A 22214-nucleotide genomic window follows, 5' to 3' on the forward strand; every position below is an offset into this window, starting at 1 on the left:
CAATGAACACCCGCATCCTGTTCGTCTGCATGGGCAACATCTGCCGCTCGCCGATGGCCGAGGGGGTGTTCCGCCAGATGGTGCGGCAGGCGGGCCTCGACGAGGTGGTGCAGGTCGCATCGGCCGGCACGCACGCCTTCCACGCCGGCGAGGCGCCCGACAAGCGCGCCCAGGTCACCGCGGCCAAGCGCGGTTACGACATCTCCGACCTGCGCGCCCGCCGGGTCAAGGACAAGGACTTCGAGGATTTCGACATGATCCTCGCGATGGACTGGGACAACCTGGCCCTGCTGCAGCAGATGGCCCCCAAGAGCGCGCACCACAAGCTGCAGCTGCTGATGCGCTTCGCCAGCGACCACGAGTCGGCCACGATTCCCGACCCGTACTACGGCAACCAGCAGGGCTTCGAGCAGGTGCTCGACTACATCGAGGACGCCTGCAACGGCCTGCTCGAAGTCGCCAAGCGCCGCGCCACGCAGGTTGCCGCGGCCTGACATTGCGGGCCATGTGTGGCCCGCAATGTCAGTCCCGGATTGCACCGCAATCCGGCGGCGGCAAGCGGCCTGACTCTGCAGGCCCCGAGCGACCCGGCACGCCGGGTCGCTCGCTCCTCGGCGTTGCGCGCGCTCCTGTAAGGCACGCCGGTCGGCATCGACGATACCCGAGTGGAGCGGATGGGTTTTTGTCCACGACAAACCCCCTTCCATTGCCACCAAATCTCGACTAAAATACTCGGAATATCGCAGCCGCGATGGTCCGAGGCACCGACTGGCCTCTACCTCACTGGAGCAAGCATGAGACTGACCACCAAGGGACGTTTCGCGGTCACCGCCATGATCGACCTGGCGATGCGTCAGCATCAGGGTCCCGTCACGCTGGCCGGCATCAGCCAGCGCCAGAAGATCTCGCTGTCCTACCTCGAGCAACTGTTCGGCAAGCTGCGCCGGCACGAGCTCGTCGAGAGCACGCGCGGGCCGGGCGGCGGCTACACGCTGGCGCGTCCGGCCAAGAGCGTCACCGTGGCCGACATCATCTTCGCGGTCGACGAGCCCCTCGACGCGACCCAGTGCGGCGGCAAGGAAAACTGCAACGACGACGGCCCGTGCATGACGCACGAGCTCTGGTCGAACCTGAACAAGCGGATGATCGAGTACCTCGACTCGGTCTCGCTCGGCGAACTGGTCGAGCAGCAGCGTGGCCGCGAGGCGCAGAACCGCCAGCCGCGCGAGATCTCGGTGCTCAAGGAGCATCGCGCCGCGCTCGAGTTCCCGACCTCCACGCTGCAGCCGATCAAGCTCGACAACGGCCGCATCACGACCATCTGATCAACCGATCGCCATGCGACTCCCGATTTACCTTGACTATTCCGCAACGACGCCGGTCGATCCGCGTGTCGTGGACAAGATGGTTCCCTGGCTGTACGAGCACTTCGGGAATCCCGCCTCCCGCAGCCATCCGTACGGCTGGGAGGCGGAGAAGGCGGTCGAGGAGGCGCGAGGCCAGGTTGCCGCGCTGGTGAACTGCGATCCGCGCGAGATCGTCTGGACCTCGGGGGCGACCGAGTCGATCAATCTCGCGCTGAAGGGTGCCGCGCACTTCTACAAGGAGCGCGGCCGCCACCTGGTCACGGTGCGCACCGAACACAAGGCCACGCTCGACACGATGCGCGAGCTCGAGCGCCAGGGCTTCGAAGTCACCTATCTCGAGGTTCGGCCCGACGGCCTGATCGACCTCGACGCGTTCGTGGCGGCGCTGCGGCCCGACACGATCGTCGCGTCGGTCATGTACGTGAACAACGAGATCGGGGTGATCCAGGACGTCGCCAGGCTGGGCGAGATCTGCCGCGAGCGCGGCATCGTGTTCCACGTCGACGCGGCACAGGCCACCGGCAAGCTGCCGATCGACCTCGGCGCGCTGAAGGTCGACCTGATGTCGTTCTCGGCGCACAAGACCTACGGCCCCAAGGGCGTCGGAGCGCTCTACATCCGGCGCAAGCCGCGCGTGCGGATCGAGGCGCAGATCCACGGCGGCGGCCACGAGCGCGGGTTCCGCTCGGGCACGCTGCCCACGCACCAGATCGTCGGCATGGGCGAGGCCTTCCGGATCGCCCGCGAGGAAATGGCCACCGAGAACGAGCGCGTCCGCATGCTGCGCGACCGTCTGCTGAACGGGCTCTCGCAGATCGAGGAGGTCTACGTCAACGGCGACCTCGAGCAGCGGGTGCCGCACAACCTGAACATGAGCTTCAACTACGTCGAGGGCGAGTCGCTGATCATGGCGATCAAGGACATCGCGGTGTCCAGCGGATCGGCCTGCACCTCGGCGAGCCTGGAGCCGTCCTACGTGCTGCGGGCGCTCGGTCGCAGCGACGAACTGGCGCACAGCTCGATCCGCTTCTCGGTCGGCCGCTTCACGACCGAAGAAGAGGTCGATTTCGCGGTCGACCTGATCCGCAAGCGCGTCGGCAAGCTGCGCGAGATGTCGCCGCTGTGGGAGATGGTCCAGGAAGGCATCGACCTCGACACGGTCCAGTGGGCCGCCCACTGACAGGAACGAAACGAAGTCCGGAGATTCGGCAATGGCCTACAGCGAAAAAGTCATCGATCACTACGAGAACCCGCGCAACGTCGGCGCGCTCGATCGCAACGACCCTCAGGTCGGCACCGGCATGGTCGGCGCGCCGGCCTGCGGCGACGTGATGAAGCTGCAGATCCGCGTCAACGACGCCGGCATCATCGAGGACGCCCGCTTCAAGACCTACGGCTGCGGCTCCGCGATCGCCTCGTCGTCGCTGGTCACCGAATGGGTCAAGGGCAAGTCGCTCGACGAGGCGATGGCGATCCGCAACACGCAGATCGCCGAGGAACTGGCGCTGCCGCCGGTCAAGATCCACTGTTCGATCCTGGCCGAAGACGCGATCAAGGCCGCGGTCGACGACTATCGCCGCAAGCACGGCGAGGCGGCGCCGGCCGCCGAGGCCGACGGCCGCCAGGCGGCCTGAACGAAGGAGGAACGCACATGGCTGTCACGCTCACCGAAGCTGCCGCCCGGCACGTGTCGGGCTACCTGGCGCGCCGCGGCAAGGGCATCGGCCTTCGCGTCGGCGTGCGCACCACCGGCTGCTCGGGCCTCGCCTACAAGCTGGAGTTCGCCGACGAGGCCGACCCGACCGACCTGTCCTTCGAGAGCCACGGCGTGAAGGTCTTCGTCGACCCGAAGAGCCTTCCGTACATCGACGGAACCGAGCTCGACTTCGCTCGCGAGGGCCTGAACGAGGGCTTCAAGTTCAGGAACCCGAACGTCGCGGCCGAGTGCGGTTGCGGCGAATCGTTCACGGTCTGAGCAGGACCACGATGGCGGCCTTCCGGGCCGCCTCGCTACCAGGGGCGGCCTGACAGCCGCCTCTTTGTTTTGTCCGATGGAAGCGCTGCGCCGCAACTACTTCGAGCTGTTCTCGCTGCCCGCCTCGTTCGCGCTCGACCCGCCTGCGCTGGAGTCGGCCTGGCGCGCCCTGCAGGGCGCGGTGCATCCCGACCGCCATGCCGGCGCGCCCGAGTCGCAGCGCAGGCTCGCGATGCAGCTCGCCGCGCACGTCAACGAGGCGGTGCGCACGCTTCGCGATCCCTGCCGGCGGGCGGAGTATCTTTGCGCGCTGAACGGCGTGTCGGTCGAGGCCGAGTCGAACACCTCGATGCCGGCGGCGTTCCTGATGCAGCAGATGGATTGGCGAGAGCGGCTCGAGGAGGCGCGCGACGCAGGCGACGAGGTCGGACTGCAGGCGCTGCGCGTCGAGCTCGGCAACGAACGCGAGCGCTTGCTCGAGGGCCTGGCCGATGCGATCGACCGGCGCGGCGAGTTCGTGGCAGCGGCGGGCCTCGTGCGGCAGCTGATGTTCGTCGAACGCTTCGGCCAAGGCATCGATTCGATGGATTCCTGATGGCTCTCCTGCAGATTTCCGAACCCGGCATGTCGCCCGAGCCGCACCGGCGGCGACTCGCGGTGGGCATCGACCTGGGCACGACCAACTCGCTGGTGGCCGCGGTGCGCTCCGGCGCGGCCGACGTGCTGCCCGACGCCGGCGGCGGCGTGCTGCTGCCCTCGGTCGTGCGCTACGGCCCCGACGGCGCGGTGTCGGTCGGGGCCGAGGCCGCCGCCCAGGCGGCGGCCGACCCGCGCGACACGATCGTCTCGGTCAAGCGCTTCATGGGCCGCGGGCTCGCCGACGCGCAGGCGCTGCGCACGCCCTACGAGTTCGTCGACGCGCCGGGCATGGTCAGGCTGCGCACGCGGGCCGGCGACCTGAGCCCGGTCGAGGTTTCGGCCGAGATCCTCCGGGTGCTCAGGGCGCGGGCCGAGGACACGCTCGGCGGCGAGCTGGTCGGCGCGGTCGTCACGGTGCCGGCCTACTTCGACGATGCGCAGCGGCAGGCCACCAAGGACGCGGCCCGGCTGGCGGGCCTCGAGGTGCTGCGCCTGCTGAACGAGCCGACCGCGGCGGCGGTCGCCTACGGTCTCGATGCGGGCGCCGAGGGCACCTACGTCGTCTACGACCTCGGCGGCGGCACCTTCGACGTCTCGATCCTGCGCCTGTCGCGCGGCGTGTTCGAGGTCGTCGCCACCGGCGGCGACTCGGCGCTCGGCGGCGACGATTTCGACCGCCGCATCGTCGAGTGGGCGCTGCGCGAGACCGGCCTCGCGCCGGCCGACAGCGCATCGCCGATCGACGACGCCTTGGCCGCGGGCAGTCTGTCGGCGGGCGACCTGAGAGCGATGGCCAACGAGGCGCGGCGCGCCAAGGAAGCGCTGAGCGAGGCCGAGGCGGACACTTTCTCGGTGCAGTTGTCCGACGCGACCCGCGTGCGCCTGCCGCTGGCCTCGGCGCGCTTCGAGGCGCTGACGGCCGACCTGCTGGAACGCACGCTGGCGGCGACGCGCCGGGCGCTGCGCGACGCGAGGCTCGCCGCGGCCGACGTCGACGGCGTGGTGCTGGTCGGCGGCGCGACCCGCATGCCGCAGGTTCGGCGGGCCGCTGCGAAGCTGTTCGGCCGCGAGCCGCTCGACAGCATCGACCCCGACCGCGTCGTGGCGCTCGGCGCGGCGATGCAGGCCAACCTGCTGGCCGGCAACGGCGGCGACGACTGGCTGCTGCTCGACGTGATCCCGCTTTCGCTCGGCCTGGAGACGATGGGCGGGCTGGTCGAGAAGATCGTGCCGCGCAATGCGACGATCCCGACCGCGCGCGCGCAGGACTTCACCACCTTCCGCGACGGCCAGACCGCGCTGGCGATCCACGTGGTGCAGGGCGAGCGCGAGCTGGTGTCCGATTGCCGCTCGCTCGCTCGCTTCGAGCTGCGAGGCATTCCGCCGATGGCTGCCGGCGCCGCCCGGATCCGGGTCACCTTCCAGGTCGACGCCGACGGCCTGCTGTCGGTCACCGCGCGCGAGCAGTCGAGCGGCGCGGCGGCCTCGGTCACGGTCAAGCCCTCGTTCGGGCTGTCCGACGAGGAGATCGCCTCGATGCTGCAGGGCTCCTTCGCCGCGGCAGGCGACGACATGAGGCTGCGCGCGCTGCGCGAGCAGCAGGTCGAGGCCGAGCGCCTGCTCGAGGCCACACTGGCGGCGCTGGCCGCCGACGGCGACCTGCTGTCTGCGCCCGAGCGGGCCGACGTGGAGGCGCTGATCGCACGGCTCGGCGCCGCTCGCGAGGGCACCGACACCGCCGCGATCCGCAAGGCGATCGAGGCGCTTGCCGGTGGCACCGAGGCCTTCGCGGCGCGCCGGATGGACCGCGCGATCGGTCTTGCCCTGACCGGCCGGCGGCTCGACGAGATCGGCCGCTGACCCTGCCTGCAGCGAGACTTCCACCCCACGGATCACCCCTTGCCGGCCGCCCCGCGCGGCCATCGAAGAGATGCCCAGGATCACCGTTCTGCCCCACGAAGCCCTTTGCCCGCAGGGCGCCGAGTTCGACGCCGAGCCGGGCGCCGTGCTCTGCCGCGAGTTGCTCGATCACGGCATCGCGATCGAGCACGCCTGCGAGCTGTCCTGCGCGTGCACGACCTGCCACGTGGTCGTGAAGCAGGGCTTCGCCTCGCTCGACGCCTCGGAAGAGGAGGAGGACGACATGCTCGACAAGGCCTGGGGCCTGACGGCACAGTCCCGCCTGTCCTGTCAGGTGCGCGTGAAGGCTGCCGACCTGACCATCGAGATCCCGAAGTACACGATCAACCACGCCCGCGAAGAGCACTGAGCCTCCCGGTGCCAGGAGCAGCGACATGAAGTGGACCGACGTCCAGGCGATCGCGATCGAGCTCGCCGAGGCCCACCCCGACATCGACCCGAAGTCGGTGCGTTTCACCGACCTGCACCGATGGGTGCTCGAGCTGCCCGGCTTCGACGACGACCCGAAGCGCTCCGGCGAGAAGATCCTCGAAGCGATCCAGCAGGCCTGGATCGACGAGGCCGATTGAGGACGGAGCGGGGCCGGTGAGCCTGGGGCCGGTTGCGCCGGTCCCGGACGATCCGCCCGCGAGGCGAGACCCGCGATGACGCTCGACCCGGTCGTCCTGTTCTTCCTGCTCGGGGTGGGTGCCCGGCTGGCGCGCTCCGACCTGCGCCTGCCCGACGCGCTCTACGAGACGCTGTCGATCTACCTGCTGCTGGCGATCGGCCTGAAGGGCGGGGTGGAGCTCGCCCGGCAGGACCTGCTCGCGCTGCTGCCGGTCGCGGCCACTGCCTTCCTGCTGTCGGCCGCGATCCCGCTGATCGCGTTCCCGCTGTTGCGCGGCCCGGTGCGGCTCGCGCGTCCCGATGCCGCTTCGATCGCCGCCCACTACGGCTCGGTTTCGGTCGTGACCTTCGCGGTCGCTCAGAGCGTGCTCGCGCGTGCCGGCGTCGAGGCGCCGCCCGAGTTTGCCGTGCTGGTCGCGATCATGGAGGCGCCCGGCATCGTCGTCGGGATCATGCTCGCACGGGGCCTCGGCAGCCGGCGAGCGGCCGGCGCGGCCGGCGCGGCCGGGGCGGCCGGGGGCGACGCGGCGACGGCCGGTGCGGGAATGCGCTGGGCACCGCTGCTGCACGACGCGATCTTCGGCAAGGCGGTCTACCTGCTGCTGGGCGGCCTGGCGATCGGCGCGCTGGTCGGCGAGGCCGGGCTCGCGCCGCTCAAGCCGGTGTTCGGCGACCTGTTCCGCGGCGCACTCGCGCTGTTCCTGCTCGAGATGGGGCTGGTCGCGGGCGGCCGGCTCGGGGACCTGCGCCGCGCCGGTCCCAGGCTGGTGAGTTTCGCGCTGCTGGCGCCGCTGCTGTTCGGCTCGATCGGCCTGCTGGCCGGCAAGCTTCTCGGGCTCGGCGTGGGCGGCATCACGCTGCTGGCCACGCTGGCCGCTAGCGCCTCGTACATCGCGGCGCCGGCGGCGATGCGGGTCGCGGTGCCCGAGGCCAACCCGGCGCTGTCGATCGGCGCCTCGCTCGGCGTCACCTTCCCGTTCAACGTGACCGTCGGCGTCGGGCTGTACCTTTTCATCGCGCAACGGCTCGCGGGGTAGCGCCGGAAGCGGGGCGAGCGGAGGACGAGGATCGATGGACAAGCACCCGAGGAAGCTGCTGGTCGTGGTCACCGAGGCGGCGATCGAGAAGGCCGTCGTGCAGGACGCCCGCCGGCTCGGCGCGCACGGCTACACCGCGTCGGCGGTGCGCGGCGGCGGGCTGCAGGGCGAGCGCGAAGGCGCCTGGGAAGCCGACCGGTCGGTCGAGCTGAAGATCGTCTGCGGGGTCGACACGGCCGAGCGGATCGCCTCGCACCTTCTCGCCACCTACGCGCCGAACTACGCGATGACGGTCTGGCTGGCAGACGTCCAGGTGTTCAGGGCCGAGAAGTTCTGATCGTCGCGTCCTGCGGGCCCCAGCGGCGAGCGACGAGGGCCAGCGCCGCGATCGCCGCGAGCGCGCCGGCCGACAGCACGGCGAGCAGCCAGAGCCCGGCTCGCGGCCCGAACGCCTCGACCAGCGCCGAGAAGGCGACCGGCGCGGCCGCCGCCACCGCGAACGCCGGGCCCGCCACCGTGCCCAGCAGCTCGCCGTAGCCGCGGCTGCCGAAGACCGCCAGCGGCAGCGAACCGCGCACGATCGTCATCAGGCCGTTGGCGCAGCCGTAGAGGATCACGAACAGCGCCGCGGCCGCGCCCGAGCCCGGCCAGGCCAGCGCCACGACGAAACCGGCCGGCACCAGCGCGACCGAGGGCGGGGCGGTCGCGAGCGCGCTGAAGCGGCTCTGCAGCAGCATCTCGACCAGCCGTGCGGCGACCTGCGCCACGCCCATCAGCGCGGCCGCCGACACGACCACCGCGGTGCCGAGGCCGAGCCCGTCGAGCAGGCCGGGCAGGTGGGCGGCCATCGTCGAGGCCACGAACGCGTGCAGCGTGAAGGTCGAGCCGATCAGCCACAGGGCGAGCCTGCGCTGCGGATCCGAGAGTCCCATGCCCGGGTGAGGCCGGGGCGGATTCGGGGCGCCGCCGCCGGCGCCCGCCGCGTCGTGCCGGCCGCCGGCGAAGCGCCAGTGCAGCGGCAGGCAGACCGTGAGGTTCAGCACCGCGTAGGCGACCAGCGTGGCCCGCCAGCCGAACTGCGCATCCAGGAAATGCCCGATCGGCCAGAAGACGGTCGAGGCCAGCCCGCCGAGCAGCGTCAGCAGCGAGATCGCGCGGCGCGCGCCGGCTCCGGCCAGCGCGGTCAACGCGGCGAATGCGCCGTCGTAGAGGATCGAGCGCAGCGCGAGCCCCAGCAGGGTCCAGCCGGCGAGCAGCCCGACCAGGCCGCGCGCCGCGGCGAGCGCCAGCAGGCCGGCGGCCGCGATCGCCGACGCGGCGCTCATCACCTTGCGCGCGCCGAGCCGGTCGATCAGGCGGCCGGCCGGACGGGCAGTGAGCCCGGCGACCAGCAGGCCCCAGGAGAAGGCGCCGAGCACCGTGGTCTGGCTCAGCCCGAGGCCGTCGGCGGTGGGCGCGGCCAGCACCGCCGGCATGTAGTGGGTGGTGCCCCAGCCGACGATCTGCGTGGCGCCGAGCGCCGCGATGACCGGTCCGAGGGCCGGGTGCCGGTCGTCGGCCTGCGGCGCCCCGGCATCGGCCATCGGCGTCTCAGTCTTCGCGCTTGAGCGCCGGGAACAGCACCACGTCGCGGATGCTCGGGCTGTCGGTCAGCAGCATGACCAGCCGGTCGATGCCGATGCCGCAGCCGCCGGTGGGCGGCATGCCGTATTCCAGCGCGCGGATGTAGTCGGCGTCGAAGTACATCGCCTCCTCGTCGCCGGCGTCCTTGGCGGCCACCTGCGCGTGGAAGCGCTCGGCCTGGTCCTCGGGATCGTTCAGCTCGGAGAAGCCGTTGGCGATCTCGCGGCCGGTGATGAACAGCTCGAAGCGCTCGGTGATGCCGGGCCGCGAATCGGAGCTGCGGGCGAGCGGCGACACCTCGACCGGATAGTCGATGATGAAGGTCGGGTCCCAGAGCTGGCCCTCGGCGACCTCCTCGAACAGCGCGAGCTGCAGCGCGCCGAGCCCGGCGTTGGCGAGCGGCGGCAGGTCGACCGCCGCGCCCAGCCGCTTCAGCTCGCCGCGCAGGAAGCCGGCGTCCTGCAGCTGGGCCGGCATGTACCGAGGCGCGTACTTGGCGATCGCGCCGGTGATCGACAGTCGCTCGAAGGGCCGGCCCAGGTCGATGCTGCGTCCCTGGTAGCTGACCGTGGTCGAGCCGGTGGCCGCGCGCGCCGCGTCGCGGATCACTTCCTCGGTGAAGTCCATGATCCACCGGTAGTCGGTGTACGCGGCGTAGAACTCCATCATCGTGAACTCGGGGTTGTGCCGCGGGCTGATCCCCTCGTTGCGGAAGTTCCGGTTGATCTCGTAGACGCGCTCGAAGCCGCCGACGATCAGCCGCTTCAGGTACAGCTCGGGCGCGATCCGCAGGAACATCTGCTGGTCGAGCGCGTTGTGGTGCGTGACGAAGGGCCTGGCCGCCGCGCCGCCGGGGATCGGGTGCAGCATCGGCGTCTCGACCTCGAGGAAGCCGTGCGAGGCCATGAAGCTGCGGATCGCGCCCATCGTGCGGCTGCGCGCCACGAAGGTGTCGCGCGACTCGGGCGTGACGATCAGGTCGACGTAGCGCTGCCGGTAGCGCAGCTCCTGGTCCGCGATGCCGTGGAACTTGTCGGGCAGCGGCCGCAGCGACTTGGCGAGCAGCCGGATCGACGTGCAGCGCACCGACAGCTCGCCCTTCATCGTCTTGAACAGCACGCCCTCGCAGCCGACGATGTCGCCGAGGTCCCAGTGCTTGAAGGCCTCGTGCACCTCGGCGCCCACGCCGGCGTCGTTCAGCCACAGCTGGATGCGGCCGTCGGCGCCGGCGCTGCTGGTGGCCGAGCCGTCCTGGATCGTCGCGAAGCTGGCCTTGCCCTGGACGCGCTTGAGCACGATCCGTCCGCCCAGCGTGACCGCGACGTTCTCGGCCTCGAGCTGCTCGCGGGTCTTGAAGCCGTAGTGCTGGTGCAGGGCCGCCGCCCGGTGCGCCGGGCGGAAGTCGTTCGGGAACGCGATGCCGCCTTCGCGCAGCCGCGCCAGCTTGGCGCGGCGCTCGGCGACGATCGCGTTGTCCTCGTGCGCCGGCGGCGCGGCCCGGTGCTCGTCGCTCTCCGGAGAGGCGGGGGCCGTGGAAGGCTGCTCGTGCGTGGGGGCGGTCAAGGCGTCAGACTCCCTGCTTCAGGCTGGCGGTGATGAAGGCGTCGAGGTCGCCGTCGAGCACCGCGCGGGTGTTGCTGATCTCGACGTTCGTTCGCAGGTCCTTGATCCGCGAGTTGTCGAGCACGTAGGAGCGGATCTGGTGGCCCCAGCCGATGTCGGCCTTGCCGGCCTCGATCTTGTCCTGCTCGGCGCGGCGCTTGCGCATCTCGTGGTCGTAGAGCCGCGCGCGCAGCATCTTCATCGCCGAGTCGCGGTTCGAGTGCTGCGAGCGGTCGGTCTGGCACTGCACGACGATGCCGGTCGGGTTGTGCGTGATCCGCACCGCCGACTCGGTCTTGTTCACGTGCTGGCCGCCGGCGCCCGAGGCGCGGTAGACGTCGATGCGCAGGTCGGCCGGGTTGATCTCGACCTCGAAGGAGTCGTCGACCTCCGGGTACACGAACACCGAGGCGAACGAGGTGTGCCGCCCGCCGCTGGAGTCGAACGGCGACTTGCGCACCAGCCGGTGGATGCCGGTCTCGGTGCGCAGGTAGCCGTACGCGTACTCGCCGGAAACCTTGATCGTGGCGCCCTTGATGCCGGCGACGTCGCCCTCTGACTCCTCGAGCACCTCGGTCTCGAAGCCCTTGCGCTCGCAGTAGCGCAGGTACTGGCGCAGCAGCATCGAGGCCCAGTCCTGCGCCTCGGTGCCGCCGGCGCCGGCCTGGATCTCGATGAAGCAGTTGCTCGGGTCGGCCGGGTTGGAGAACATGCGGCGGAACTCCAGGTCCTCGACCTGGCTCTCGACCGCCTGCACGTCGGCCTCGACCGCCGCCAGCGTGTCGTCGTCGTCTTCGCCGCGCGCCATCTCGAAGAGCTCGCCGCTGTCGGCGAGCCGCGCGTCGATGTCGATCAGGCGCTCGACCACGCCTTCCAGGGACTTCTTCTCCCGGCCGAGCTCCTGCGCCCGCGCCGGGTCGTTCCAGATGTCCGCGCTCTCGAATTCGCGGTTCAGGACCTCGAGCCGGTTCTTCTTCCGGTCGAAGTCAAAGATACCTCCGGAGTTCCGCGGCCCGCTCGCGCAGGTCGCCGATCAGGGAATCGATCTGATTCAGGCGTTCGGCTTCCATGGCGTGCTCCTTTCTGCAATTCGTGAAAAACCCGACATTATAGGGCCGGCGCGACCGCCTCGATCACCAGCTGCACCCGGGCGCGGCCCTGCCAGTCGTCGCGCAGCAGGCGGTAGGCGAGCAGCGCATCGGACGGCACCGGCTCGGTGCGCCCGAAGGCGATCGCGTCGAGCCGCTGCGCGCCGTGGCGCAGCGCGAGCTTCAGGTGGCGCTCGCCGACGATCGTCTGGCGCTCGACGACGAAGCGGTCCGAGAACAGCGGCTCCGGGAAGCCCTGGCCCCAGACCTGCGCCTCGATCTCCTCGAGCAGGTCCAGGCCGATGCGGCCGGGCTCCAGGCCGCCGTCGGTGGCCAGCACCCTCGCGAAGCAGGCCGGATCGGCGAGCTCGGCGAGCGCCTCGTCGAAGGCCGCGGCCAGCCGCGCGACGCCGTCGGCTCGCATCGACAGCCCGGCCGCCATCGCGTGGCCGCCGAATCGCAGCAGCAGGCCCGGCTCGCGCTTGTCGACCAGGTCGAGCACGTCGCGCAGGTGCACGCCCGGGATCGAGCGGCCGGAACCGCGCAGCACCGCCGGATCCGCGCTCGACGGCGCGAGCGCGATCGCAGGGCGGTGCAGGCGCTCCTTGACCCGGCTGGCGACCAGGCCCACGACGCCCTCGTGCCAGCCCTCGCGGAACACGACGACGCCCAGGCCGCCTTCGGCGAGCGAGTCGAGGTCGGCCATCGCCTCGTCGCGCATCGTGGCCTCGATCTTCCTGCGCTCGCGGTTCATCGCGTCGAGCTCGCTGGCGAGTTCGTCGGCGCGGGCCTCGTCGTCGGTCAGCAGGCATTCGATGCCCAGCGTGGCGTCGGCCAGGCGCCCCGCGGCGTTGATCCGCGGGCCCAGCGCGAAGCCGAGGTCGGCGCTGACCGCGCGGCGCGCGTCGCGCCCGGCGACCCGGAGCAGCGCGCGGATGCCGGCGCAGGCGCGACCCGCGCGGATCCGCCGCATGCCGGCCGCGACCAGCAGGCGGTTGTTGCGGTCGAGCCTGACCAGGTCGGCGACCGTGCCGAGCGCGACGAGGTCGAGCAGGTTCTGCAGCGGCGCGTCGGCCGGGCTGGCCCGGCCGCTCGCGCCGGCCGCTGCAGCCGGCCCCGCGGGCTGCGCCGCGGCGCGCCGGCGCAACTCGGCCCGCAGCGCGATCAGCAGGTAGAACATCACGCCGACACCGGCCAGGTTGCGGCTGCCGAAGCCGCAGCCGGGCTGGTTCGGATCGACGATCGCGTCGGCCTCGGGCAGCTCGGGGCCGGGCAGGTGGTGGTCGGTGACGATCACCCGCATGCCGCGCGCGCGCGCCGCGCGGACCCCGTCCACGCTGGCGATCCCGCTGTCGACGGTGATCAGCCAGTCCGGCTTGCCCAGCCGCGGGTGGGCGGCTGCGAGTTCGACGACCGCCTCGCCGAGTCCGTAGCCGTGTTCGAAGCGATTCGGCACCAGGTAGTCGACCCGCGCGCCGAGCATTCGCAGCCCGCGCACCGCCACCGCGCAGGCGGTCGCGCCGTCGCAGTCGTAGTCGGCGATCACGCAAAGGCTCTCGCCGGCGGCGATCGCGTCGGCCAGCAGCGCGGCCGCCTCGGCGAGCCCCTTCATCGTGTCCGGCGGCAGCAGGCCCTCGAGCCCTTCTGAGAGCTCGGCCGGCGCGGCCACGCCGCGCGCGGCCAGCAGCCGCGCCAGCACCGGGGAAAGCCCCGCGCCCACCAGGCTCGCATAGGCCGGCTGCGGGACCGGCCGCACCTCGATCGCGGTCATCGGCAGCCGGCCAGCAGGCCGGCGAGCGATCGCCGGCGCCACACCGCCCAGCGATCGGCCGGGCCGGGCGCGAACTCGAGCAGGTCGCGCTCGCCGGCGAGCACCAGCGCCTGGACCCGCTCGCCCGCGGCCGCCAGCCGTCCGACCAGCGAATCGAGCCGCAGCCAGGCCTCGCGCCAGGCCTCGGCATCGGCGCGGGCGACCGCGACACGCCACCAGCCCGGGTCGAGCAGGATCGCCTCGGCGTTCTCCTGGATCGCCACCAGGCGCGCGAAGTCTTCCGGCGGGGCGAGCGGATCGAGCGCGCTGACCTCGCTGCCGGCCGACAGCGAGAGGCCGGCGACCGCGTCGTCGGCGGTGACCACCGCGTCGAACGCGCGCCTGCCCGCCACTCCCGGACTGCCTTCCAGCCACACGCTGTTCAGCGCGGGCCGGCCGTCGGCTTCCCGGGCCAGGTTGACCGGGTGCTCGAACCACAGCATCTGCAATTCGTTGACGATCGCGCGCCACTGGCGAGCGGCCTCGCCCTCGGGCTGCCAGGCGTCGATGTTGCGTCCCGAGGCAAGCCTCGCACTGCGGCAGGCCAGCCCGGCCAGCGCGTTCAGGCGGGCGCGACCGGCCTCGCTGGCCGCTTTCAGCGTCCAGGCGTGCGGCGCCTCGGGCGACCAGACCAGCCCGTCGTCGGCGAACAGCCGGTTCGCCGCGCCGGCGAGCGCCGCCGCTTCGTCGGCGCCGATCTCCCCGGCCTGCGGCGTGGCGAGCACCAGATGGTCCAGGCCAACGTGCAGGTGCACCGGCCGGACCAGCAGCGTCGGCGAGTCCGGCAGGACCGGGGGAGCCGCCAATGCGCCGGACGCGGCGGGCGCCGCGCCGCGGACCGCGTCGCCGCCGGCCAGCGCGTGCGCCGCATGGGCGGCGATCGTGGTGCCGGGCGCGGCGGCGAAGCGCGCGCGCAGCCAGGCTTCGTCGGGCAGCTCGCTGGGGGTCAGCGAGTCGTCCCGGAGGCGCTGCGCCGCGCGGGCGCGCGCGAGCAGGCGCGCCGCGGCGCCGTCGTCGGGCGGCGCGTGGCGGGCGAGCAGGGCAGGGCGGGCATCGTCGTCGGCGCCGCCCGGCAGGGCGAGCGCGCCGGCGCACAGGATCGTGATCGTCACGACCGCATTTTAGGGCCTCGCGCCAGGGCGCTGTGGCAAACTGCCGCGTCCGTCATGCATACCCCCTACGAACTCTTCATCGGCCTGCGCTACACGCGGGCCAGCCGGCGCGCCGGGCGGCGCAACGGCTTCATCTCCTTCATCTCGGCGCTGTCGGTGGCCGGGATCGCGCTCGGCGTGGCTGCGCTGATCGTCGTGCTGTCGGTGATGAACGGCTTCCAGAAGGAGGTCCGCGATCGCATGCTGTCGGTGCTCTCGCACGTCGAGGTGTTCGCCGGCCGCGAGCCGCTTCACGACTGGCAGAAGGTGCTCGCCGACGCGCGCAAGCATCCGAGGGTGATCGGCGGCGCGCCCTACGTGGCCGGGCAGGCGATGCTCACCGTGGACGACAGCGTGCGCGGCGTGCTGGTGCGCGGCATCGACCCCGCGCTCGAGCCACAGGTCGCCGAATTCGCGGCGAAGATGGATCGCGGCGCGCTTTCCGAGCTCAGGCCCGGCGAGTTCGGCGTGGCGATCGGCCGCGAGCTGGCCAGCCAGCTCTTCCTCGACGTCGGCTCGAAGCTCACGCTGATCGCGCCGCAGGGCACCGCGACCCCGGCGGGCCTGGTGCCGCGGCTGCGCCAGCTGACCGTGGTGGCCGTGTTCGCGGCCGGGCACTTCGAGTACGACTCGAGCCTGCTGCTGATGAACATCGACGACGCGGCCAGGCTGTTCCGGGTCGACGGCGTGACCGGCGTGCGGCTGAAGACCGACGACATGATGCAGGCGCCGCGGGTGGCCGCCGACCTGACGCGGATGCTGACCGGAGACCTGTACGTGCGCGACTGGTCGGCCGAGAACCGGAACTGGTTCGCCGCGGTGCAGATCGAGAAGCGGATGATGTTCATCATCCTGACGCTGATCATCGCGGTCGCCGCGTTCAACCTGGTGTCGATGCTGGTGATGACGGTCACCGACAAGCAGGCCGACATCGCGATCCTGCGCACGCTGGGCGCCTCGCCCGCCTCTATCATGAAGATCTTCGTGGTGCAGGGCGCTTCGGTGGGCCTGCTCGGCACGCTGTCGGGCGTGCTGCTCGGCGTGCTGCTCGCGTTGAACGTCGGGCAGGTGGTCGGCTTCGTCGAGTCGCTGTTCGGCTTCGAGGTGCTTCCCAAGGGCATCTACTTCATCAGCCACCTGCCGAGCGATCTGCGCGCCGAGGACGTCGCGCGGATCGGGCTGACCGCCTGCGTGCTGGCACTGGGCTCCACCCTGTACCCGAGCTGGCGCGCCTCGCGCGTGCGGCCCGCCGAGGCGCTGCGCCATGAGTGAGACGGCGGTCCTGGCCTGCAGCGGCCTGCGCAAGACCTACCGGAACGGCGAGATCGCGGTGCCGGTGCTGCACGGCATCGACCTGGCGATCGGCGCCGGCGAACGCGTTGCCGTGGTCGGGGCATCGGGCTCGGGCAAGAGCACGCTGCTGCACCTGCTCGGCGGCCTGGATGCGCCGAGCGAGGGCGAGGTGCGCTGGCTCGGCGAGCCGATCGCGGGCCTCTCGCAGGCCGAGATCGGCGCGCGGCGAAACCGGCTGCTGGGCTTCGTGTACCAGTTCCATCACCTGCTGCCCGAGTTCACCGCGCTGGACAACGTCGCGATGCCGCTTCGGATCCGGCGGATGCCGCCGGGGCAGGCCCGCGACGCCGCCCGCGAGATGCTCGGCCGGGTCGGGCTCGCGGCGCGGGTCTCGCACGTGCCGGGCCAGCTGTCGGGCGGCGAGCGGCAGCGGGTCGCGCTCGCGCGCGCGCTGGTCACGCAGCCGCGGGCAGTGCTGGCCGACGAGCCCACCGGCAACCTCGACAGCGCGACGGCGGCCGGGGTGTTCGCGCTGATGAACGAGCTGGCCTCGCATTTCGGCACCGCCTTCGTGGTCGTGACCCACGACATGGGCCTCGCCGAACGGCTCGACCGGACGATCACGCTGCGCGACGGCCGCATCGCTGAATAGCGGCGCTCGCGCGGCTGCGTGAGCGGGCTGCACCGGCCCGCCGGGCCTGCGACAATCGGTCCATGCTGATCGACACTCACTGCCACCTCGACGCGGCCGAGTTCGACGCCGACCGGGACCGGGTCGTCGACGCAGCGATCGCGGCCGGCGTCGGCCTGATCGTCGTGCCGGCCGTCGATGCGGGCAATTTCGCCACGGTGCGCGCGCTCGCGCACTCGCGGCCCGGCATCGCCTACGCGCTCGGCATCCACCCGATGTACGTCGACCGCGCGCGGGACGACGACCTGGCCTCGCTCGGGCGCGAGGTCGAGGCGGCAATCGCCGATCCGCGCTTCGTCGGAATCGGCGAGATCGGGCTCGACCACTTCGTGCCGGGGCTCGATCGCGACAGGCAGCTGCGTTTCTTCGAGGCCCAGCTCGCGCTGGCCGCCGAGTTCGGCCTGCCGGTGATCCTGCACCTGCGCCGCGCGCAGGATGCGATCCTGAAGCAGCTGCGCCGCTACCGGCCGCCCGGCGGCATCGCTCACTCTTTCAACGGCAGCGCGCAACAGGCGGGGCAATTCGTCGACCTCGGCTTCGCGCTCGGCTTCGGCGGCGCGATGACCTTCGACCGGGCCCTGCGGATCCGGGGGCTCGCGGCAAGCCTTCCGGCGCGGGCGCTGGTCGTGGAAACCGACGCGCCCGACATCCCGCCGGCCTGGCTGGCGGGCGGCCGCAACGAGCCGGCCGAAACGGCAAGGATCTGCGCCGAACTCGCCGCGCTGCGCGGCGAATCGCCCGAGGCGGTTCGCGCGCAGACCGGCGCGAACGCGCTGCGGGTGCTGCCGAGGCTCGCCGGAGTGGCCCCGCTGGCCTGACGACGCAGGGCCCGCGGATCGGCCATCGGGATCGGCCATCGGGATCGGCCATCGGGATCGGCCATCGGGATCGGCCATCCGGCCGATGCGCGCGGGTCGGCCTTCGGCCAGCATGGGCCGATGCACGACTGGCCGTCATTGCAGCGGTTCGGCGGGCTCGCCCGGTTCAGCCGGCTCGGCGGGCTTGCCCTGCTCGGGCGCCTCGAGCCCTGGTTGCCCCCGTTGCCGCTGGCCGTGCTCCTCGCTGCGCTGGCCGTGCACCGATTGCCCGCGCTGCCGCCCGCCGGCGTGGCGAGCGCGGCGATCGTCGCGGGGCTGGCCTGCCTCGCCGCGGCACGTCGCGAGGGCCTGGCGGCGCTGCGCCTGGCGGGTCTCTTCGTCGCCGCGGCGGGCTGGACCATGCTGCGTGCCGACCTGGCGCTCGGCGCGCGGATCGTCGCCGCCCAGGAGGGCGTCGACTTCGTCGTGCACGGGCACGTGACCGGAATGCCGCAGTCCTTCGAGCGGGGCGAGCGGTTCACGTTCCGGATCGAGTCCTGCGTCGATCCGGCCACCGCGCGAGCCCCGGCTTGCCCGGCCGGACTCGACGTCCGGCTCGCCTGGTACCGGCATTTCGGAGCGGGCCGATCCGGCGCGTCGCGATCCGGCGCGGCAGGCCCCGAAGAGCCGCCGCCGGCGCCGCTCGCCGACTCGCCCCGGCCGGGCGAGCGATGGCAGCTCACGGTCCGCCTCAAGCGGCCGCATGCGCTGCTCAACGCCAATGCGTTCGACGCCGAGCTGCGCGCGCTCGAGGAAGGCATCGCGGCCACCGGCTACGTGCGCGCCGGCCGCGACCCGGCCTGGCCCAACCGCCGGCTCGCCGGCCGCAGCTGGCGCCCCGGTCCCGCGATCGAGGCGCTGCGCACGGTCCTGCGCGACGCGATCCTGGCCGCGCTGGCCGACCGTCGGGCCGATGCGGCCGGCGTGGTCGCGGCGCTGTCGGTCGGCGACCAGGCGGCGATTCCCGGTCGCTGGTGGGACACCTTCAACCGGACCGGCGTCGGGCACCTGATGAGCATTTCCGGCCTGCACATCACGATGCTCGCCGGCATGGCCGGCGGCCTCGCGCGCCGGGCGCTTCGCCATCCGGCGATCGGGCGATCGGCGATGCTGGAGCGCTTGCCGGCCGACCGGCTGAAGTGGGGCTTCGCGCTGGCGGTGGCCTTCGGCTATTCGGCGCTGGCCGGCTGGGGCATCCCGGCCCAGCGCACCTGCTGGATGCTGGCCGTGGCCGGCTTCTCGCTGCTCGGCGGGCGAAGCCAGTCGCTCGCCCGCCTGCTCGCGCTGTCGGCGGCGGTCGTCACGCTGCTGGACCCCTGGGCGCCGCTGTCGGCGGGGTTCTGGCTGTCGTTCGCCTCGGTGGCGGCAATCGTCTGGTACGGCACCCGGGAGGTGCCGGTGCCGAGCGCCGGCCGGCACGCGTCCCGGAGCTGGCGCGCCCGGCTCGGCTCCACCCTTGCCGATGCGATCCGCACGCAGTGGGCGGCGACCCTGTCGCTGCTGCCGCTCGGCGCGCTGTTCTTCTCGAGCTTCTCGCTGGTCGGGCCCCTGGCCAATGCCTTCGCGATCCCGCTGGTGTCGATCGTGATCACGCCGCTGGCCCTGCTCGGCACCGCGCTGCTGATGCCCTTTCCGCCGCTCGGTTCGGCGGTGCTGGCCGGTGTCTGCGCGGCGACCGGCTGGCTGCTCGACGCGCTGGTCCCGCTGGCCGAGCCGCGATTCGCGATCGCGGTGCTGCCGGCACCGCCCTGGCCGGTCACGCTCGCCGCTGCGGCGGCAATTGCGGCGCTGCTCGCCCCCTTCCGCCTGCCCGGGCGGCCCGCTGCCTTCGCCGCGCTGCTGCCCTTGTTCGCGCAGGCCGATGCGCGGCCGGCGCCGGGCAGCCTGGTCGTCAATGCGCTCGACGTCGGGCAGGGCTCGGCGATCGTCGTCGAGACCCCGGCCGGACGGCTGCTCTTCGACACCGGGCCGCGCTATGGCGGCGGGTCCGAGGCCGGCGCGCGCGTGCTCGTGCCCTGGCTGCGTGCGCGCGGCATCGAGCGGCTCGAGGCGGTCGTCGTTTCGCACGCCGACGACGACCACGCCGGCGGCAGCGCCAGCGTGCTGGCCGGCGTGACCGTCGACTGGGTCGCCAGCTCGCTGGACGACGATCACCCCGCGCTGGCCGGCGCGGCGACGCGCCACCGCTGCTGGCGCGGGCACCGCTGGCGCTGGGGCGAGGTCGACTTCGAGTTCCTGCACCCGGGCCCCGAGCGGACCACGTCCCGGAAGTCGGAAACGAACGCGAGCAGCTGCGTGCTGCGGATCGCGTCGCCGGCAGGCGTCGTGCTGCTGACCGGCGACATCGAGAGCGCCCAGGAGCGTTTCCTGGTCGAGAAGCTCGGGTCCGACGCGCTGCGGGCCGACCTGCTGGTCGCTCCGCACCACGGCAGCAACGGATCCTCGTCGCTGCCCTTCCTGCGCGCGGTGGCGCCGGCGCTGGCGATCGCCCAGGCCGGCTACCGCAACCGCTTCCGTCACCCCGGCGACAAGGCGCAGGCCCGCTACCGGGCGGCCGGGATCGAGCTGCTGCGCACCGACCGGGACGGCGCCGTCTCGGTCACGCTGCGCGGTGCGGGCCGACCGCCGCTCGTGACCCGGCTGCGCCGGGACGATCGTCGCTACTGGCGGATCCGGGTGGACTGACCGCGGGGCGAACGCTCCCGGAGGTGCGATGCCGCGAGTGACCGACGTCGGGGGATCGCCCGCAGCCGGCCTGGTCTACTGCGCGGTCCAGCCGCCGTCCATGGCCCAGGCCACGCCGCGCACCTGGCTGGCGGCGTCGGAGCACAGGAACACCGCCAGCTCGCCGAGCTGCTGCGGCGTCACGAACTCCTGCGAGGGCTGCTTCTCGGAGAGCAGCGCCACCTTGGCCTCGTCGACGCTGATGCCGGCGGCGGCCGCTCGCGCGTCGATCTGCTTCTGGACCAGCGGCGTCAGCACCCAGCCGGGGCAGATCGCATTGCAGGTGACGCCGGTGCGCGCGGTCTCGAGGGCCACCGTCTTCGTGAGCCCGACGATGCCGTGCTTGGCGGCGATGTAGGCCGCCTTCTCGACCGAGGCGACCAGCCCGTGCACCGAGGCGATGTTGATGATCCGCCCCCAGTTGCGCTCGCGCATGCCAGGCAGCGCGCAGCGGGTGGCGTGGAAGGCCGCCGACAGGTTCAGGGCGATCACCGCGTCCCAGCGGTCCGCCGGAAAGCTCTCGACCGGCGCCACGTGCTGGATGCCGGCGTTGTTGACCAGGATGTCGATCGCGCCGTGCCGCGCGACCAGCCGCGAAACCAGCGACTCGACCTCGGCGGTCTTCATCAGGTCGGCGTGCTCGAACTCGACCTTCACGCCGTGCCGCTTTTCCATGTCGGCGCGCAGCCGCTCGATCTCGGCGGCGTCGCCGAAACCGTTCAGCACCACGTTGGCGCCTCGCGCGGCCAGCGCGTCGGCGATGCCCAGGCCGATTCCGCTCGTCGAGCCGGTGACCAGTGCCAGCTTGCCTTCGATCATCTTCGCTCCCTTGTACAATTCCCGGGATTCTAGTCCTCCGGCGCTCGCCGTCCCTTGCCCGGTAGCGGGTGCCGATCGCGGCACCGCCCGCGCCCCGCCCCGAGCCGACCCAGCCCGCGATGCAGTCCGAAACGCCCCAGCTTCCCGAACCCGTCCTGCGGCACGTCACCTGCGCCAGTCCGAAGGGGCTGCACCGGCTCGCCTACTGGCAGTGGGACGCCCGCGAAGGCGGCCCGGCGGGGAAGGGCACCATCGTCTGCGTGCACGGGCTCACCCGCAACGGGCGCGATTTCGACGCGCTGGCGGCGCGGCTCTCGGAGCGCCACCGGGTGGTCTGCCCCGACATCGCCGGGCGCGGACGCTCGGACCGGCTGGCCGACCCGATGCTCTACGGCATCCCGCAGTACCTGGCCGATTGCGTCACGCTGATCGCGCGCCTCGACGTCGACAAGGTCGACTGGGTCGGCACCTCGATGGGCGGCCTGATCGGCATGACCCTGGCCTCGCTGCCGGGCAACCCGATCGGCCGCCTGGTGCTCAACGACATCGGCCCGCACATCGACCCGGCGGGCCTCGAGCGGATCGCCGGCTACGTCGGCGACGACCCGTCGTTCGACAGCTTCGAGCAGGGCGAGGCTACGCTGCGCGAACTGATGCGCGACTTCGGCCCGCACACCGACGCGCAGTTCCGGCTGCTGTCGCGGCACTACGTGATCCGCAAGGGCGAGCGCTGGGGCTACCACTACGACCCGGCGATCGCGGTGCCGTTCCGCGCGCTCGCCGGCCTTCCGCAGCCCGACCTGTGGCCGATGTGGGACGCGATTGCCTGCCCGACGCTGGCGATCCGGGGCGCGAACTCCGACATCCTGCCCGCGCAGGTGGTGGCGGCGATGAGCGCGCGCGGCCCGCGCGCCCGGGTCGTCGAGTTCGACGGGGTCGGCCACGCGCCGACCCTGATCGCCGACGAGCAGATCGCCGCGGTGCAAGATTTTCTCAACGAGGAGTGAAC

At 72.3% G+C, this 22214-nt stretch carries 22 protein-coding genes; 16 read left to right on the forward strand and 6 right to left on the reverse strand.

Going from position 1 to position 22214, the window contains the following annotated elements; genetic code table 11:
* Positions 1-2 precede the first annotated feature (2 nt).
* The 11 genes from M6I34_RS00075 (at position 3) to M6I34_RS00125 (ending at position 7884) form a co-directional block, all read left to right on the forward strand.
* Entirely contained in the window at positions 3-494 is a 492-nt protein-coding gene (locus M6I34_RS00075; protein WP_272486561.1) for a low molecular weight protein-tyrosine-phosphatase, read from the forward strand.
* A gap of 300 nt (positions 495-794) precedes the next feature.
* Positions 795-1325: a Fe-S cluster assembly transcriptional regulator IscR gene (iscR, locus tag M6I34_RS00080; RefSeq protein ID WP_272483684.1), complete on the forward strand. Its 531-nt coding sequence runs from the start codon at positions 795-797 to the stop codon at positions 1323-1325.
* Positions 1326-1338: 13 nt separating this feature from the next.
* Positions 1339-2547: an IscS subfamily cysteine desulfurase gene (locus tag M6I34_RS00085; protein ID WP_272483685.1), complete on the forward strand. Its 1209-nt coding sequence runs from the start codon at positions 1339-1341 to the stop codon at positions 2545-2547.
* Between the two features lie 31 nt (positions 2548-2578).
* Positions 2579-3001: a Fe-S cluster assembly scaffold IscU gene (gene iscU, locus M6I34_RS00090; protein ID WP_272483686.1), complete on the forward strand. Its 423-nt coding sequence runs from the start codon at positions 2579-2581 to the stop codon at positions 2999-3001.
* A gap of 17 nt (positions 3002-3018) precedes the next feature.
* The gene (gene iscA / locus M6I34_RS00095; protein WP_272483687.1) at positions 3019-3342 is read left to right on the forward strand and encodes an iron-sulfur cluster assembly protein IscA; all 324 of its coding nucleotides are present in this window, start codon (positions 3019-3021) and stop codon (positions 3340-3342) included.
* 76 nt (positions 3343-3418) lie between these two features.
* Positions 3419-3937, forward strand: a complete 519-nt coding sequence (gene hscB / locus M6I34_RS00100) for a Fe-S protein assembly co-chaperone HscB (RefSeq protein ID WP_272483688.1) — start codon at positions 3419-3421, stop codon at positions 3935-3937.
* Positions 3937-5841 carry a Fe-S protein assembly chaperone HscA gene (gene hscA / locus M6I34_RS00105; protein WP_272483689.1) on the forward strand — a complete coding sequence of 635 codons (1905 nt, stop codon included), beginning with the start codon at positions 3937-3939 and terminating at the stop codon, positions 5839-5841. Before hscB ends, hscA begins: the two co-directional genes overlap by 1 nt.
* Before the next feature lie 70 nt (positions 5842-5911).
* On the forward strand, positions 5912-6250 hold the full coding sequence (fdx, locus tag M6I34_RS00110; RefSeq protein WP_272483690.1) for an ISC system 2Fe-2S type ferredoxin: 339 nt from the start codon (positions 5912-5914) through the stop codon (positions 6248-6250).
* A gap of 25 nt (positions 6251-6275) precedes the next feature.
* On the forward strand, positions 6276-6470 hold the full coding sequence (gene iscX / locus M6I34_RS00115) for a Fe-S cluster assembly protein IscX (RefSeq protein WP_272483691.1): 195 nt from the start codon (positions 6276-6278) through the stop codon (positions 6468-6470).
* A 75-nt stretch (positions 6471-6545) separates the two neighbouring features.
* Positions 6546-7547, forward strand: a complete 1002-nt coding sequence (locus M6I34_RS00120) for a sodium-dependent bicarbonate transport family permease (protein ID WP_272483692.1) — start codon at positions 6546-6548, stop codon at positions 7545-7547.
* Between the two features lie 34 nt (positions 7548-7581).
* Positions 7582-7884 (forward strand): P-II family nitrogen regulator, encoded by a 303-nt coding sequence (locus M6I34_RS00125; protein WP_272483693.1) that lies wholly within the window; start codon positions 7582-7584, stop codon positions 7882-7884.
* Here the strand turns inward: M6I34_RS00125 and M6I34_RS00130 are convergent.
* The 5 genes from M6I34_RS00130 to M6I34_RS00150 all read right to left on the reverse strand — a co-directional run bounded on the left by M6I34_RS00130 (position 7865) and on the right by M6I34_RS00150 (position 14782).
* Positions 7865-9130, reverse strand: coding sequence for an MFS transporter (locus M6I34_RS00130; protein WP_272483694.1), 1266 nt, complete (start codon positions 9128-9130; stop codon positions 7865-7867). The genes M6I34_RS00125 and M6I34_RS00130 overlap by 20 nt on opposite strands.
* A 7-nt stretch (positions 9131-9137) precedes the next feature.
* Positions 9138-10733, reverse strand: a complete 1596-nt coding sequence (gene lysS / locus M6I34_RS00135) for a lysine--tRNA ligase (protein WP_418953406.1) — start codon at positions 10731-10733, stop codon at positions 9138-9140.
* A 4-nt stretch (positions 10734-10737) separates the two neighbouring features.
* Positions 10738-11842 (reverse strand): peptide chain release factor 2 gene (prfB, locus tag M6I34_RS00140; protein WP_272483695.1). Its coding sequence is split into 2 segments (ribosomal slippage): positions 10738-11760 and positions 11762-11842, totalling 1104 coding nucleotides; the frame shifts between segments, so codons are not numbered across the junction.
* A gap of 37 nt (positions 11843-11879) precedes the next feature.
* The gene (gene recJ, locus M6I34_RS00145; protein WP_272483696.1) at positions 11880-13631 is read right to left on the reverse strand and encodes a single-stranded-DNA-specific exonuclease RecJ; all 1752 of its coding nucleotides are present in this window, start codon (positions 13629-13631) and stop codon (positions 11880-11882) included.
* A complete protein-coding gene (locus tag M6I34_RS00150; RefSeq protein ID WP_272483697.1) occupies positions 13628-14782 on the reverse strand; it encodes a hypothetical protein in 1155 nt (384 codons plus the stop codon). The genes recJ and M6I34_RS00150 overlap by 4 nt, the downstream gene beginning before the upstream one ends.
* 54 nt (positions 14783-14836) lie before the next feature.
* Between M6I34_RS00150 and M6I34_RS00155 the strand changes: the two genes are divergently transcribed.
* The 4 genes from M6I34_RS00155 (at position 14837) to M6I34_RS00170 (ending at position 20347) form a co-directional block, all read left to right on the forward strand.
* Entirely contained in the window at positions 14837-16093 is a 1257-nt protein-coding gene (locus M6I34_RS00155; protein WP_272483698.1) for a lipoprotein-releasing ABC transporter permease subunit, read from the forward strand.
* Positions 16086-16766 carry an ABC transporter ATP-binding protein gene (locus tag M6I34_RS00160; RefSeq protein ID WP_272483699.1) on the forward strand — a complete coding sequence of 227 codons (681 nt, stop codon included), beginning with the start codon at positions 16086-16088 and terminating at the stop codon, positions 16764-16766. Before M6I34_RS00155 ends, M6I34_RS00160 begins: the two co-directional genes overlap by 8 nt.
* Before the next feature lie 62 nt (positions 16767-16828).
* Positions 16829-17623 carry a TatD family hydrolase gene (locus tag M6I34_RS00165; protein WP_272483700.1) on the forward strand — a complete coding sequence of 265 codons (795 nt, stop codon included), beginning with the start codon at positions 16829-16831 and terminating at the stop codon, positions 17621-17623.
* 120 nt (positions 17624-17743) lie between these two features.
* Complete coding sequence (locus tag M6I34_RS00170; protein WP_272483701.1) at positions 17744-20347, forward strand: DNA internalization-related competence protein ComEC/Rec2; 2604 nt, start codon at positions 17744-17746, stop codon at positions 20345-20347.
* Between the two features lie 75 nt (positions 20348-20422).
* Here the strand turns inward: M6I34_RS00170 and M6I34_RS00175 are convergent, their stop codons facing one another.
* Complete coding sequence (locus tag M6I34_RS00175) at positions 20423-21205, reverse strand: 3-hydroxybutyrate dehydrogenase (RefSeq protein WP_272483702.1); 783 nt, start codon at positions 21203-21205, stop codon at positions 20423-20425.
* A gap of 119 nt (positions 21206-21324) precedes the next feature.
* Between M6I34_RS00175 and M6I34_RS00180 the strand changes: the two genes are divergently transcribed.
* Positions 21325-22212: an alpha/beta fold hydrolase gene (locus M6I34_RS00180; protein ID WP_272483703.1), complete on the forward strand. Its 888-nt coding sequence runs from the start codon at positions 21325-21327 to the stop codon at positions 22210-22212.
* The last annotated feature ends 2 nt before the right edge of the window (positions 22213-22214 follow it).

The organism is Zeimonas sediminis (assembly GCF_023721795.1).
Classification (GTDB): Bacteria; Pseudomonadota; Gammaproteobacteria; order Burkholderiales; family Burkholderiaceae_E; genus Zeimonas; species Zeimonas sediminis.